Below are 12,585 nucleotides of genomic sequence, written 5' to 3'. Positions count from 1 at the left end.
GGTCACCGAAGACCTTCGTACGTTCCTACGGAAGTGCGGCTGAAATGACGACGGAACACCTCAGCGCGCGGGCGCTCAACCGCGCGACGCTGGCCCGGCAACTCCTGCTGGAGCGCTCCGCGCTGGCCGCCGTCCCCGCGATCGAGCATTTGGCGGGCCTCCAGGCACAGGCACCCGACTCGTCCTACGTCGGCTTGTGGTCGCGGCTGCGGGATTTCCAGGTGGACGAGCTGGCGAAACCGCTGGCCGCCCGCGAGGTCGTCCGGTCGACGTTGATGCGGGGAACCGTGCACCTGGTGACGGCCGAAGACTGCCTCGCCCTGTGGCCGACCATCAGAACCGTGGTCGAACGCGGTTTCCTCGGCCATTACTCACGGGAGGTCGCCGGTCTCGATCTCGCCGCGATCACCGAAGCGGGACGGGCTCTGCTGGCCGGGCGGCCCCACACTCGTGCCGAGATCCGGACCGCGCTGGCGGACCGGTGGCCCGACGCCGACCCGCCCACCCTCGCCTACGCGGTCAACAGCCTTCTCCCTCTCGCGCACGTGACGCCGCGAGGACTGTGGGGTCAGCAGGGGCCGGTCGCGTTCTCCCTGCTCGACGAGTGGGTCGGCAAACCGGTCGAGGACGGTATCTCCCTCGACGATCTGGTGCTGCGCTACCTCACGGCGTTCGGCCCGGCGACCGTCCGCGACGCACAGATCTGGTCGGGACTCACCAAACTCAAGGAAGTCTTCGAACGGCTCCGGCCGCGGCTGCGCACTTTCACCGACACCGCGGGGAAGGAGCTGTTCGACCTCCCCGACGCGCCACGGCCCGACCCCGAAACCCCGGCGCCCCCTCGGTTCCTGCCCGAGTACGACAACGTCCTGCTCTCCCACGCGGACCGCGTGCGCCTGATCCCGGACGGCCGCCGCGTGCCGCTACCGCCGGGTCCCGGAGGCCGCAGGGGCACTTTGCTCGTCGACGGTGATTTCCTGGCCGTTTGGGAGATCAAAGGGGCGACCCTGACGATCGAATCCCGGAAACCCTTGCGGGACAAAGATTTGATCACCGAAGAGGGTATGCGGCTGTTGGAATTCGTAGTGCCGGACCAGGGTCACGACGTCCGTTTCGGCATCGGCGGATAACGGTCCGGCCTTTTGCCGTAACGAAGGGCGCCGTTCGGGCGAAGCATTGCCTCAAGGAGCCTGAAGGGAGCGGGCCATGGGCAAGAACTACGGATTCATGACGGTGCTGGCGGGGCTGAGCGCGCTCGCGGTCATCGCGGTGGCGGCGGTCATGCGATACCCGAACACGTCCGACGTCACGGCGGTGATCACCGCGGCGGGAACGGTGATCGGCACGGTGGTGGGCGCCTTCTTCGGCGTGAACGCGGCCTCGGCGGGACGTGTGAAGGCCGAGGAGAGCCGGGATCAGGCGACGGCGGCGCTGGTGAAGGTCGCCGGCGAGGCGGACAGGGGCAGCGACGTCGCGAAGGCGGCGATGGAGGGCGTCAACTGAGCGCGTCGAGCAGGGCGAGGTCCGGCGGGACGAGGGTGGTGGAGAGCACCAGCTCCCGCAACAGGTTGTCGTTCAACGCGTTTCCGACCGGCTCGCCGACCTCTTCGCGCCGCAGGCCGTAAACGCCGCCGGCGGACAACCGCGCCCGGACGTCGATGACGAGGTGCTCGACACGACGGCTCGTCCACGTTTCGTCGGGGCGGAGTTCGGCGAGCACCTCGGCCGTCTGCTGACGGGACAGCGGCTGTGGGTTGAGGTCGTGCAGCAGGTAGCGCTGCCCGAAGACGACCAGGACCAGGCGTTCCTCCGCGCTGAGGCGCCAGCGGCGGGGCGGCACGGTGACGTCACCGTGCCGGGTGGCGGGCTGCCCGCCGTCGGGACCGGCGATGTACAACTCGAGCAGATGCTCCCGCTTGCCGGAACCGCGGACGAACAGCGGCGTGTACCCGTCCGACAGGGGGATCGGGTCCTCGCCCTGGGAGAGCCAGCGGGAGTTGGGCAGGCGGATGGGCAGCTGGCCGGTGTTGCTGACCCACCATTGCCCGCCGGTGAAGTTCAGGTGCCCGTGCCTGCGGCTGACCCGCAGATCGTTCTCCCCCACACAGACGTCGACCTGCGGCCGGTTGCGCCCGAAGGAGATCTCGCCCCCCTCGTCGGGGTCGACGGACACGCCGCCCGCGAGCGTGAGGGCGAACACCGCGCCGGGGGCCGACCGGGGCACGCCGAGCGCCAGGCTTTCGTGCGCCATCGTGAGCCGCTTCATCGTGCCTCCTCCTGATCCCCGAAAGTATGTGAGACGCCGCCGGGGAGGGGTCCCCACGCCGTCGCTTTACGTTCAGCATATGTCTACTCAGCGTGTGGCAGGCCTCCTGCTCGTGTCCGCCGCGGCCCTGGCCGGTTGCGGATCCGACACCCCGCCCGCTTCGCCGCCCACGCCCGCTCCCGTGTCCTCACCTTCACCTTCTCCCTCGCCGTCACCTTCGCCGTCTTCCAGCGCTCCGCCGTCGTCGTCGGGTGTCGCCCACCCGGACGGTCCGCTGGTCGCGGCGCAGGGCACCGACCTCAAATCCTGCCGGGACGGCGACTGCGAAGTCATCCTGAAGCCGAAGGACAGGATCGCCTTCGAAGCCCGGCTGCGCGTCACCTACATCGCCGTCGATTCCGTGTCGGCCGACGGTGTCGCCCTCTCGGCCGCCCTCCCCAGCGGCGCACGAGCGTCCTTCAGCGGCAGCGGCGGACGGACGAACGGGATCGGGTACAAGGTGACCGCGATCAAGGACGGCAAGGTGGTCGTGAAGTTCACGCCCGAGGCCTGATCCGGCGGAAATCCGTACTGTGGAGAGCATGATTGACTTCTCCAAGGACACCGTCTTCAAGCTCACGCCGTGCAAGCCGAAGGACATCGCGCCGACGGTGCAGCCGATCATCATCCCCGGGGAAGAGATCATCTCGTCGTTCAAGGCGGTGCGCGACTTCGTGGTGTTCACGAACAAGCGGCTGATCGCCGTGAACGTCCAGGGTATGACGGGCAAGAAGAAGGACTTCACTTCGCTGCCCTACAACAGGATCCAGGCGTTCTCGATCGAGACCGCGGGCACGTTCGATCTGGACGCGGAGCTGGACCTGTGGTTCAGCGGACTGGGGAACGTGCGACTGGAGTTCCGGGGTTCGGACATCCGGGCGATCGGCCAGCTGATCGCTTCCCACACGCTCTAGCCTCCGGCCGCTTTCGCTCGCTACTTGCCGCTCGTCGGGGGCGGGAGGGCGTTGGGTCCGGTAGGTCGTGAGTGGCGATTCGGGTTCTATTGAGGGGGAAGGGCAATGGTGGCGCAGGGTTGGTCTGTCGTGTGGGCGCTCGGCTGGCCGTGAAGGCCTCCTTGCCTACCCTGAGGGTTGTGAAGGCGTCCTTCACTACGCGCCGATGTGATCCCTGATGACACTGGTGCAACTGTGACACCACTGCCCGGTTCCCAAGTCCGTGAAGGCCTCCTTGAGGGACCCAGGGTCCCTCAAGGAGGCCTTCACGGACACGCCATCCGACACACCACGTTGCCCTCGGCTCAATAACCCGAAACGCCACTCACGACCTACCGGACCGAGCACCTACATGTTGATCTTTTGATGCCGGGGTTTCGCTGACCTCGGGATGATCGCTACTTTTGGTCGCTGACCTGCGCGAACAGGGCTGGATACTTCTCGCGTGTTCTCATCCCTACCCGACGTCTGACGGCCTGGAGACGGCCTGGCACTCGCCCACTCCTCCCCCATCTCCCCGATACGAAGCCATCCACGCGACGGCCGTTGTGACGATCTGGCATCGGGGCGGTGGCTCCGCGTAACAGCCGTTGGTCCGTTCGCGACCTCTGAGCACGATCGTCTGAGCGAGGAGGCCGACGTGCTCATTGGCGTACCTGCGCGCCGCTGGCGGCGGCTGCACCTGTCCACGGCTTCAGCGGGCGCACCGCCCGGCCGGTGGGCGGAGCGGAGCGGCAGCCCGCCGTGTCGGGCAAGGTGCGCCCGCAGGCGAGACGCGGACGCAAGGTGACCAGCGCGCCGCCGACGGCGGCGCGCCTTGATCCCATAGAGCCAAATTCGGCAGAAGTTTTCGCAGGCCGCCATCACTGCCAAACTACTTCGACGGGCAACCATCCATGATTACCGAAGAAGCGAAAGAATCACTTGTCAAGCAAGGCTGGTTCAGGATCGACAAATCATCAATAGATGAAGCCGAAGTTATTTTGGGCATACTTGGCACGATGGATCATTCGAGAACTACCTTTCTAACACCCAGAACTGTCGACAACTCCAGAGCCAATAGTCTTTCTGGGCAATTTGGCCTAGACCGCTTTCCATGGCACACAGATGGCGCTATTTCAATCCGGCCGCCCCGCTACATGGCCCTACTTGCAATTGAGTGCATTCAAAATGGAGCTAAAACTGAATTACTAGACCTCGAAGCTTCACCGAACACAACAGTCAGGGACAACATTCGGACCCTGATTTTAAGAGGACGTGACTCCAGAGGAAGAGTTCGATCATTGAGATCGCGTGAAATAGTTAACGGCATCTCCCTTTTGAGATGGGACCCGCGCGCCCTATCTCCAATTTTCAAGGAACACCTCGTTCGGGAGATAGGTGTGATGCAGCCAACCGCGACGATTAATTGGACCCCACACACTCTTGTCGTTGTTGACAATTGGCGCTTGCTGCACAGGCGGACCGCAGTTTCATCCAACGAGAAAAGAACCATCTGGCGCGGGTACGCGAGCTAGGAGATAAGACGTGTGGAGCGAACAGGAATTTAGAGCCAAAGCCCGCCTCTACTTTGGACGTGCCGAGAAGGCCGAGCCAGAGGATGGCGCCGTACTAATATGGTGCCTACTCGGTTTAGAATTCATGATGCGAGCACCACTCGCCAAAGTTAGCCCAGCGCTATTGGCGGACCCAAATGGTTCGAGCATCCTGCATTCCTTGGGATACAAAACCGAAGGAAGTGATGCCACGTCCATCCAAACAAAGACTGTAATTATCCGACTAGGGACCGTATTGCCGAGCTTTACAAGCGACGTGCAGGCCGATGCCAAATCTCTCGTCGCCGTGAGAAACGCGGAGATTCATTCATCCGACTCATTGGCCGACAACATCGACAGAGCAACTTGGATGCCCAAGTTTCTTCGCGTCCTAAATGTCCTAGCCGCATCGTTCGAGGAAAGCGCGAAAGACTATCTTGATTCCGGCTTCCTTTCGCATGCCGAAAAGCTCAGCGACGAAGACGACAAGCGACTTGAGAATGAGGTGCGCGCGCAAATAAACCGCTGCCGACAACTCGCGGAAGAATTGCCGGAGGAAGAGAAAGCTGCACGTCGAGCCGCAGGCGGCATTGTAGTCGGCTGGGTCTCCAAGGTCGAATGCCCAGCGTGCAAAGAGAGCATCTCCGCACTATACGACGTAAGCCGGTTCGGCGCCGAAAGATTTGAACCAGAAGATGACGAGGTAGTTTCCACCGTGTTTTTGGTGGCAAAGGAACTCAACTGCCCTATTTGCAAATTGAAATTGACCGGAGTTCGCGAGTTTAAGATCGCTGGCTTAGCACAGGAGAGCAGATCAGAGTCGCGCGAATCACTCATTGACCGAGTCGGGGAGGTGTTCGACGAGCCCGACTACGGCAACGACTGACTGCGCTACGAGTAGTAGACACCGCCACCTTCAATTGTGGCGTGCTCGATTCGCAAGAGAATTGACGGGTGAACCTTTAGGCTGCCAACTACAGCTGGTGAAACCCAGCAAACCTCACGACTTTCGTCGCTTGTCCGCATGTATCCTCCGACAGGCAAAGCCCGGAAGCAGATCGAGAACTCCTGTCGCACTTCGCCGTCGTCATAGGCGATGACGTGGTTCGGGTTCGAGTACAGGCCGATCACCCCGGTCACCTCGCACTCAATGCCGGTCTCTTCGCGAACCTCCCGCACGGCGGCCTGTGACAGGGTCTCGCCGAGTTCGAGCTGTCCGCCGGGGATCGAGTACAGGTCGTTGTCGGTGCGCCGGATCATGAGGATGCGGCCTTCGTCGTCCTGGATGAACGCGGACACCGCGACTGCGATGCTGTTGGCCTTGGGGGCGTTCGGGTCGTTGTAGTAGTCGACGCGTGCCATGGGTGGCCTCCTAGAAGGTGGCGGGCTTGGCGAGGTTCCAGACGGCTTCGAAGCTCTCCGAGTAGGTCTCGAAGAGGTCCCCGGCGGATAGCCGGCGGAGGTGCAGGGACGGGGCGTGGGCCCCCTGGAAGCCGTAGACGTGCGTGTTGATGATCATTTCGTCGTCGAAGCGGAAGATCGAGTTGTAGAGCGTGGTGTTGTGGAAGCGCATCTCCACCCCGTCTACCCCGATGAGCGGCCGGTAGAACGCCAGCGCGTTGCGGATGCGCGCGGCAAGTGTCCCGTCGCCTAACTGCTCCTCGTCGCCGCGCAGAGCGACGCTCTCCCCTTCGGGATCTCCAAAAACCAACCGAATCTTGGCCCCGGCCTGGGCTTTTGCAGTCAGGTCCTTGATGAACCGCGGGCGCTCCACCAGGAACAGCGCGGCGTGGACCAGGACCTCGACCGTGTCCGACGCTTCCTTGATCAGCCGGTCCCACAGTTCGACGGGGATGGCGTTGCGGTGCGGGAACACGCGCACGACCTCGGCGGCGGCCGTCTCGGCCTTGCGCTCCGGGGCCACCGAGTCCGGCCAGAGGTAGGTCTCGGACTCGCGCGCCATCGCGGCGATCTTGTGCCGATGCTTCGGGTACGGCGTCCGCCCCTTGGTGATCCACCGTTCCACGGTCTTCTGATCGACCCCGGTGGCGTCGGCGACTTGTTCCAGCGTGAGGCCATTGCGCAGCAGGGCGTCCCGCAGGCGTTCGTTCGGCATCCGCCCTCCTAGGGACTTTTAGGGACGTCTTCGACCGTACCAGGGACGTCCCTAGATGTCCCGCCAGATGGTGATCACGTCCCGCGTTTTGGCGGAGATTAGGTGCCAGGTTGCCGGGGACTCGCCCCAGCACCTCGACACTAAGAGGGAGGCAGGCATGACGACTCCAACCGCCGGTCGGGCAGCGTCCGCGCACGGCTCGGGAACGTGGACAGCTCGCCGGTTCGCGATCTGAGCGCCCGATGCGCGACACGGTCCAGATCCACGTCACGGCAGACCTGCCGATCCGCGTCCGCGCGCTCACCTACGCCAACCGGGCGGAGATCCGTTTCGGCAAGGCGTTCCCCGTGGTCCTGCTCGTCGATTCCGACGCGATAGCGGTGCTGGGGAGAGAACTCGCAGAGGTACAGGCCGCACTGAACGCGGCTGCCGCAAGGGGCAAAGACGGCGACGAAGTGCCGACAGACACAGACAAACAAGGGAACTGACGACATGGCTATCTACAAAGGACACCGCTTCGCCATCGACTTCGACGAAGCGTTCGCGCAGGGCCTCGTGATGGTCGGCGAGATCTCGCCGGACAACGAGTACCAGTCACGGGAAGACCGTGCTGCGGGCCGCCCGGCACGACAGCGGGTCGACGAAGTGACGGGCAAGCGTCAGTGGAAGGCCACCGTGACCGACCCGGACGAGACGAAGGCCAAGCGCGCATCGTTCGAGATCACGCTGCTGGCCGATGTGCAGCCAGTGCCGACCACGTCGGAAGTGCTGCCGGGTATGCGGCCGATCGAGCTGGAGGGGCTGACGGCTGAGCCGAAGGTGGCTGGTCAAGGCGAGTTCAAGTACCAGTCCTACGTGTTCCGCGCGACCGGCTTCAAGGCTGCGGTCGCTGGTGGCGGGTCGAAGTCGGGCCGGGCCTCCGCCGCTGCCGAGTCAACGCCCAAGGCGGCGTGATGGTGGGCGGGGCGCCGGGGGCGGCATCCCCGCACCTGGTCCAAACCTGGGAAGCCGCTTACCGCCACTACAGCGCGATGACGCAGCGGACCGCACACGGCGGGGATGCCCTGGCGGCGCATGACATGGCCGTCGCTTCCTGGGCGGTGGCGTCGGCATGGCGAGAGCTGGCGACTCAAGACCAGTTGCCGTGGTGGGTGCTGGCTGCGGTGTCGGCGGCTGCCGAGGGTTTCGAGGAGAACGCGCGTTCCTGGGAGATACGCGCTTACAGCGAGAAGAGTCAGGGCCGTGGCGTTCAACGCGATGTGGAAGCCGGGACGGCAAGCGGTCGCGGGGATGCAGGGCCATGGTTCGGCGAACCCGGCCCTGGTCATCTACCTGGCCCCGGACAGCCTGGCGATCCTGCCGCCGTCCGACCCGGCCGCGTGGCCGGAGTTCATCCGGCTCCTTCGCCAAATCCGCGACAGCGCGGACGAACTGGCCGTGTTCCTCAGCAAACACACGACGGTGCGCGATGACGACGCCCGGCCGGAATGAGCCGCAGACGCTGAAGGACGCGCACCTCGTCGCCTCCGCTCGTCGCCCGAAACCCGGGTCGAATCTGACGACGTGGCTGAAGTTCCATCAAGCGAATGCGCGCATGTACCGCGAAGTGTCCGATGTGGACCGCGCGCACCACCACGAACTCCGCTACTGGGTGGGCTACGAGGAGCGCAAGGCGGAGGAGGTGGCCGCACAGATCCAGAAGAACAAGGCGCAAGCTAGCTGAGAACTGAATAGCTGTCGGGAAAACGTGCGTGGGGACGTGCGGCGTACAAGCACGTCTTCACGCGCTTCCCGTGTCTCGTAAGGCGCAGAACCGGTGCCGAGTAGCCACGCCCGGACGCGGAAAGCCGTCGACGACTTCTTCGACGACACGCTCGGCGACCAAGCCGCGTGCCGGCCTGGCCACGGCCTGACACCTGCCCTGACCCGCGAAACCGCAGGTCAGGGCAGGTTCACACTTACATGTTGATCATGTGCCCAGCGAGACCGTGGATGGCTTCCTTCACTGCTTCCCCCAGCGTCGGGTGAGCGTGCACGTTCCGCGAAATCTCGTGCACCGTAAGGTCCCACTGCTGCGCCAAAGTCAGCTCCGGCAGCAGTTCGGTCACCTCGGGCCCGATCAGGTGCGCGCCCAGCAGCTCGCCGTGCGTAGCGTCGCTGAGGATCTTCACGAAGCCGACGGCCTCGCCGAGGCCGTGCGCCTTTCCGTTGGCGGTGAAGGGGAACTTCGCCACCTGGACGTCGAAGCCCTTTTCGCGGGCCTGTTCTTCGGTCCAGCCGAAGCTGGCGATCTGCGGCTGGCAGTAGGTCGCGCGCGGGATCATCACGAAGTCGAGTTCCATGGTCTCGGCGCCCGCGATGGTCTCGGCGGCGACGACGCCCATGGACTCCGACGCGTGCGCGAGCATCAGTTTCGCGGTGACGTCTCCGATCGCGAAGATGTGCGGCACGTTGGTACGTCCGCGCGAGTCGATGGCGATGGCGCCGCGGTCGGTCAGTTCGACGCCGGTCTTGTCCAGGCCGTATCCCTCGGTCCGCGGCTGGAAACCGATGGCCTGCAACACCTTGTCCGCTTCCAGGACGCGCTGCTCGCCGTTCTTCGACACGGTCACGAGGACCTGCTCGCCGGTGTCGTCGATCGTCTCGACCTTGGTGGAGGTCAGTACCTCGATGCCGAGTTTCCGGTAGCGGCGGGCGAGTTCGGCGGAGACCTCGGCGTCTTCGAGCGGGACCATGCGGTCGAGGTATTCGACGATGGTCACCTTCACGCCGTAGTTGTGCAGCACGTAGGCGAATTCGACGCCGATCGCGCCCGCGCCGGCGATGACGATGCTCTCCGGCAGTTCGTTTTCCATGATCTGCTGTTCGTAGGTGACCACGCGGTCGCTGCGCGTGGTGCCCGGCAGCAGGCGCGCAGTGGCGCCGGTGGCGATCACGCAGTGGTCGAAGGTGACCCGCTCGCCGTTGACCTCGATGGTGTTGGCGTCGACGAAGGTGCCGTGCCCGTCGTACTCGGTGATCTTGTTCTTCTTCATCAGGTAGTGCACGCCCTTGACGCGACCGTCCGCGACCTTGCGGCTGCGGTCGAAGGCGGCCTGGTAGTCGAAGGTGACCTTCCCTTCCACCTGGATCCCGAAGGACTTCGCCTCTTTGGTCACGATGTGCGCGAGTTCCGCGTTGCGCAGCAGTGCCTTCGAGGGAATACAGCCGACGTTGAGGCAGACCCCGCCCCAGTATTTCTCCTCCACGACCGCCGCGCTCAGCCCCAGTTGCGATGCCCGGATGGCCGCCACGTAGCCGCCGACCCCGGCGCCCAGAACAACGACGTCATAGTGTGCGCTCATACTTCGAAACCTACCCCTCACCGGGACGGTCCGAAGGGTGAGACTGCCTACTCAGGCCGGGGACCGCGGATCCCGATCAGCAGGTCGGTCACCGCGGCCATGATCCGCCCGGTCGCCTCCTCCAGCACCTCGCGCGACGGCGAGGGCGTCATGAGGTCCGAGAGGTCCACCGGCGGACCCGCGATCAGGTTCACCGTCTTGCGGGGGAAGCCGCGCGGGAGGACGGCGTCCGACGGCAGCAGGTGGTGCGTGCCCCAGTTCGCCAGCGGGATCACCGGGACCCCGGTCTCCAGCGCGATCCGCGCGATCCCGGTCTTGCCGCGCATGGGCCACCCGTCCGGGTGATCGGTGAAGGTCGCCTCCGGGAAGATGACGACGCATTCGCCCTCACGCACGGCACTCACGGCGTCGCGATACGCGCCCGACGCCGTGGGCGCCCCGCGGTAGACCGGGATGTGCTTGCCCGAGCGCATCACCGAGCCGACCACCGGCGCGTCCCACAGGCTCGCCTTCGCCAGGTAGCGCGGCACGCGGCCGTGGGCGAGGCAGTACGCCGTCACCGTCGTCGGATCGGCGAACGAGAGGTGGTTCGACGCGACCAGGAAGCCGCCCGACGCGGGCAGGTGCTCCCCGCCGCGCACCCGGAACCGGGTGAACAGCACCAGGAAAGGCCACACGACGTTGATCGCGAGGCTGAACCAGAACCCCCGGCCGGCGCGGGCGAAGCGCCGGCCGAAGGCGATCATCTGGCGGAACGTCAACAAGTCACCCGAAACGGGGCTCAGTGCGGTCCAGCGTTCACGAGGTCTCAGCACCATGGACGTAATTCGTAGCCGAACCCGCCCCGGTTCGGCCGAAACAACGCGCGAACGCGGCGCGGATCACACGCGCTCGAGGACCACCACGGGGATCTCACGGTCGGTCTTCTTCGCGTACTCGTTGTAGTCCGGCCAGACCGCTGCGAGCTTCTCCCACAGCTTCGCGCGCTCCTCACCCTCGATGGTCCGGGCCCGCGCGGTGAACTTGTCCGCCTTGACCTGGGCCTTGACCTCGGGGTTCGCCTGCAGGTTCTTGTACCAGCCCGGGTCCTCCGGCGCCCCGCCCTTCGAGGCGACGATGACCGGGTTGTCGTCGTCGTCGAACTGGTAGATCAGCGCGAACTTGCGGTCCTCGCCGGTCTTGCGGCCCTTGGTGGTGAGGACGAGACAAGGCGCGCCCTTCTCCCAGTCGTGGCCCACCTCGCCGTCGGTCTCTTCGTAGCGACGGACGTGCTCGTCACCGAAAAGCATGTCTGGGTTCCTCTCCTCGTCCTGGGGTGTACCGGCGCCCCGCCAGTCTGACGCGAACCGGTCGGTCGCGCTGATCAACTCGTGCAGGGTGCCGGGTTCGTCGAACGCGTGACCCGAGTCGCCGACCATCACCAGTTCCGCGCTCGGCAGCACCTGGCTGAGCTCCCAAGCGGTGATGGCCGGGGTGACCACGTCGTAGCGTCCCTGGACGAGAACGCACGGGACGCCCCGGAGCTTCCCGGCGTCGCGCAGCAGCTGATCTTCGGCCAGCCAGCCACCGTGCCGGAAATAGTGGTTCTCGATCCTCGCGATCGCGAGGGCGAACGACGGATCGCTGAACGCGTCGATCACGTCGGCCTGCGGGTGCAATTTGACCGTTTCGCCTTCCCAGCGGCTCCACGCGATCGCGGCGGGCCCGTGCACCGACGGGTCCGGGTGGTGCAGCAGTTCGTGATACACCTCGATCAGGTTGTCCTGGCGGCGCGAAAACGGCACCGGGGCCAGGAATCGCGACCACGCCTCGGGGAAGAGGAACGCCGCTCCCCCGCCGAAAAGCCACTGCAGTTCCTTCACCCGCAACGTGGCCACGCCCCGGAGAACGAGTTCCGTGACCCGTCCGGGATGCGTTTCCGCGTAGGTCAGCCCGAGCACACTCCCCCACGAGCCGCCGAAGACCATCCAGTGTTCGATGTCGAGATGCTCTCGCAACCGCTCGATGTCGGCGACGAGGTGCCACGTCGTGTTGACCGAAAGATCCGCTTCCGGCGTGGCGCAGTTCGGGGTGCTGCGCCCGCAGCCGCGCTGGTCGAAAAGGACGATCCGGTACCGGTCGGGATCGAACAGTCTGCGATGTCTCGGGATCGAACCACTTCCGGGGCCACCGTGCAGGAAGATCACGGGTTTGCCCTCGGGATCGCCGCATTCCTCCCAATAGATCTCATTGCCGTCACCGACGGGCAACATCCCTTGGACGTAAGGTTCGATTTCCGGGTAAAGGCCGAGCATGTCCGCCACTATGCCCCAAACAGCAGCTTGGAGGATCG

General features: G+C 65.0%; 17 protein-coding genes and 1 pseudogene. 10 read left to right on the top strand and 8 right to left on the bottom strand.

Annotation, left to right across the window (positions count from 1 at the left end):
* The first annotated feature begins 44 nt into the window (after positions 1–44).
* Positions 45–1,130 carry a winged helix DNA-binding domain-containing protein gene (locus ACZ5IK_RS22135; RefSeq protein WP_465489356.1) on the top strand — a complete coding sequence of 362 codons (1,086 nt, stop codon included), beginning with the start codon at positions 45–47 and terminating at the stop codon, positions 1,128–1,130.
* 76 nt (positions 1,131–1,206) lie between these two features.
* Positions 1,207–1,503 (top strand): hypothetical protein, encoded by a 297-nt coding sequence (locus ACZ5IK_RS22130; protein WP_101605833.1) that lies wholly within the window; start codon positions 1,207–1,209, stop codon positions 1,501–1,503.
* Here ACZ5IK_RS22130 and ACZ5IK_RS22125 read toward each other — a convergent pair.
* Positions 1,496–2,266, bottom strand: coding sequence for an FHA domain-containing protein (locus ACZ5IK_RS22125; RefSeq protein WP_101605832.1), 771 nt, complete (start codon positions 2,264–2,266; stop codon positions 1,496–1,498). The two genes, ACZ5IK_RS22130 and ACZ5IK_RS22125, sit on opposite strands and share 8 nt — an antisense overlap.
* Positions 2,267–2,345: 79 nt before the next feature.
* Here ACZ5IK_RS22125 and ACZ5IK_RS22120 point away from each other — a divergent pair, with 79 nt between their 5' ends.
* Together ACZ5IK_RS22120 and ACZ5IK_RS22115 are read left to right on the top strand one after the other, a co-directional pair.
* On the top strand, positions 2,346–2,819 hold the full coding sequence (locus tag ACZ5IK_RS22120; RefSeq protein WP_465489355.1) for a hypothetical protein: 474 nt from the start codon (positions 2,346–2,348) through the stop codon (positions 2,817–2,819).
* Positions 2,820–2,847: 28 nt separating this feature from the next.
* Entirely contained in the window at positions 2,848–3,219 is a 372-nt protein-coding gene (locus tag ACZ5IK_RS22115; protein WP_101605830.1) for a PH domain-containing protein, read from the top strand.
* Between the two features lie 683 nt (positions 3,220–3,902).
* Here ACZ5IK_RS22115 and ACZ5IK_RS22110 read toward each other — a convergent pair.
* Positions 3,903–4,085, bottom strand: coding sequence for a hypothetical protein (locus ACZ5IK_RS22110; RefSeq protein WP_125681322.1), 183 nt, complete (start codon positions 4,083–4,085; stop codon positions 3,903–3,905).
* A 69-nt stretch (positions 4,086–4,154) separates the two neighbouring features.
* Between ACZ5IK_RS22110 and ACZ5IK_RS22105 the strand changes: the two genes are divergently transcribed.
* Positions 4,155–4,775, top strand: coding sequence for a TauD/TfdA family dioxygenase (locus ACZ5IK_RS22105; protein ID WP_465489354.1), 621 nt, complete (start codon positions 4,155–4,157; stop codon positions 4,773–4,775).
* A 10-nt stretch (positions 4,776–4,785) separates the two neighbouring features.
* Positions 4,786–5,679 (top strand): hypothetical protein, encoded by an 894-nt coding sequence (locus ACZ5IK_RS22100; RefSeq protein ID WP_465489353.1) that lies wholly within the window; start codon positions 4,786–4,788, stop codon positions 5,677–5,679.
* Between the two features lie 5 nt (positions 5,680–5,684).
* Here ACZ5IK_RS22100 and ACZ5IK_RS22095 read toward each other — a convergent pair whose 3' ends face one another.
* On the bottom strand, positions 5,685–6,155 hold the full coding sequence (locus tag ACZ5IK_RS22095; protein ID WP_465489352.1) for an NUDIX hydrolase: 471 nt from the start codon (positions 6,153–6,155) through the stop codon (positions 5,685–5,687).
* 10 nt (positions 6,156–6,165) lie between these two features.
* Positions 6,166–6,909, bottom strand: coding sequence for a DUF5919 domain-containing protein (locus ACZ5IK_RS22090; protein ID WP_465489351.1), 744 nt, complete (start codon positions 6,907–6,909; stop codon positions 6,166–6,168).
* 242 nt (positions 6,910–7,151) lie between these two features.
* Between ACZ5IK_RS22090 and ACZ5IK_RS22085 the strand changes: the two genes are divergently transcribed.
* The 4 genes from ACZ5IK_RS22085 (at position 7,152) to ACZ5IK_RS22070 (ending at position 8,632) form a co-directional block, all read left to right on the top strand.
* On the top strand, positions 7,152–7,397 hold the full coding sequence (locus ACZ5IK_RS22085; RefSeq protein WP_378440264.1) for a hypothetical protein: 246 nt from the start codon (positions 7,152–7,154) through the stop codon (positions 7,395–7,397).
* 4 nt (positions 7,398–7,401) lie between these two features.
* Positions 7,402–7,863: a hypothetical protein gene (locus tag ACZ5IK_RS22080; RefSeq protein ID WP_465489350.1), complete on the top strand. Its 462-nt coding sequence runs from the start codon at positions 7,402–7,404 to the stop codon at positions 7,861–7,863.
* A gap of 288 nt (positions 7,864–8,151) precedes the next feature.
* The gene (locus tag ACZ5IK_RS22075; protein WP_465489349.1) at positions 8,152–8,400 is read left to right on the top strand and encodes a hypothetical protein; all 249 of its coding nucleotides are present in this window, start codon (positions 8,152–8,154) and stop codon (positions 8,398–8,400) included.
* The gene (locus tag ACZ5IK_RS22070) at positions 8,378–8,632 is read left to right on the top strand and encodes an AMED_5909 family protein (RefSeq protein ID WP_465489348.1); all 255 of its coding nucleotides are present in this window, start codon (positions 8,378–8,380) and stop codon (positions 8,630–8,632) included. The genes ACZ5IK_RS22075 and ACZ5IK_RS22070 overlap by 23 nt, the downstream gene beginning before the upstream one ends.
* Positions 8,633–8,867: 235 nt before the next feature.
* Here the strand turns inward: ACZ5IK_RS22070 and lpdA are convergent, their stop codons facing one another.
* From lpdA to pip, 4 genes and pseudogenes are all read right to left on the bottom strand, one after another.
* The gene (lpdA, locus tag ACZ5IK_RS22065) at positions 8,868–10,253 is read right to left on the bottom strand and encodes a dihydrolipoyl dehydrogenase (protein ID WP_465489347.1); all 1,386 of its coding nucleotides are present in this window, start codon (positions 10,251–10,253) and stop codon (positions 8,868–8,870) included.
* A 47-nt stretch (positions 10,254–10,300) separates the two neighbouring features.
* Positions 10,301–11,071, bottom strand: a complete 771-nt coding sequence (locus ACZ5IK_RS22060; protein ID WP_465489346.1) for a lysophospholipid acyltransferase family protein — start codon at positions 11,069–11,071, stop codon at positions 10,301–10,303.
* A 63-nt stretch (positions 11,072–11,134) separates the two neighbouring features.
* Positions 11,135–11,542 (bottom strand): nitroreductase family deazaflavin-dependent oxidoreductase, encoded by a 408-nt coding sequence (locus ACZ5IK_RS22055; RefSeq protein WP_465489387.1) that lies wholly within the window; start codon positions 11,540–11,542, stop codon positions 11,135–11,137.
* 66 nt (positions 11,543–11,608) lie between these two features.
* Positions 11,609–12,547: pseudogene (gene pip / locus ACZ5IK_RS22050) on the bottom strand (prolyl aminopeptidase); the annotation flags it as partial.
* Positions 12,548–12,585 lie beyond the last annotated feature (38 nt).

The organism is Amycolatopsis sp. NPDC031561 (genome assembly GCF_055580625.1).
The sequence above is the reverse complement of the archived record's forward strand: the minus strand, read 5'-3'. Positions and strand labels throughout refer to the sequence as shown.

What these genes read in the sequence shown, in the direction of transcription:
- ACZ5IK_RS22110 (WP_125681322.1), bottom strand. Translation starts at nt 4,085, where the DNA reads ATGGGATCAAGGCGCGCCGCCGTCGGCGGCGCGCTGGTCACCTTGCGT.
- ACZ5IK_RS22130 (WP_101605833.1), top strand. Translation starts at nt 1,207, where the DNA reads ATGGGCAAGAACTACGGATTCATGACGGTGCTGGCGGGGCTGAGCGCG.
- ACZ5IK_RS22085 (WP_378440264.1), top strand. Translation starts at nt 7,152, where the DNA reads ATGCGCGACACGGTCCAGATCCACGTCACGGCAGACCTGCCGATCCGC.
- ACZ5IK_RS22055 (WP_465489387.1), bottom strand. Translation starts at nt 11,542, where the DNA reads ATGCTTTTCGGTGACGAGCACGTCCGTCGCTACGAAGAGACCGACGGC.
- ACZ5IK_RS22060 (WP_465489346.1), bottom strand. Translation starts at nt 11,071, where the DNA reads ATGGTGCTGAGACCTCGTGAACGCTGGACCGCACTGAGCCCCGTTTCG.
- ACZ5IK_RS22115 (WP_101605830.1), top strand. Translation starts at nt 2,848, where the DNA reads ATGATTGACTTCTCCAAGGACACCGTCTTCAAGCTCACGCCGTGCAAG.
- ACZ5IK_RS22090 (WP_465489351.1), bottom strand. Translation starts at nt 6,909, where the DNA reads ATGCCGAACGAACGCCTGCGGGACGCCCTGCTGCGCAATGGCCTCACG.
- ACZ5IK_RS22080 (WP_465489350.1), top strand. Translation starts at nt 7,402, where the DNA reads ATGGCTATCTACAAAGGACACCGCTTCGCCATCGACTTCGACGAAGCG.
- ACZ5IK_RS22105 (WP_465489354.1), top strand. Translation starts at nt 4,155, where the DNA reads ATGATTACCGAAGAAGCGAAAGAATCACTTGTCAAGCAAGGCTGGTTC.
- ACZ5IK_RS22120 (WP_465489355.1), top strand. Translation starts at nt 2,346, where the DNA reads ATGTCTACTCAGCGTGTGGCAGGCCTCCTGCTCGTGTCCGCCGCGGCC.
- lpdA (WP_465489347.1), bottom strand. Translation starts at nt 10,253, where the DNA reads ATGAGCGCACACTATGACGTCGTTGTTCTGGGCGCCGGGGTCGGCGGC.
- ACZ5IK_RS22125 (WP_101605832.1), bottom strand. Translation starts at nt 2,266, where the DNA reads ATGAAGCGGCTCACGATGGCGCACGAAAGCCTGGCGCTCGGCGTGCCC.
- ACZ5IK_RS22070 (WP_465489348.1), top strand. Translation starts at nt 8,378, where the DNA reads ATGACGACGCCCGGCCGGAATGAGCCGCAGACGCTGAAGGACGCGCAC.
- ACZ5IK_RS22135 (WP_465489356.1), top strand. Translation starts at nt 45, where the DNA reads ATGACGACGGAACACCTCAGCGCGCGGGCGCTCAACCGCGCGACGCTG.
- ACZ5IK_RS22095 (WP_465489352.1), bottom strand. Translation starts at nt 6,155, where the DNA reads ATGGCACGCGTCGACTACTACAACGACCCGAACGCCCCCAAGGCCAAC.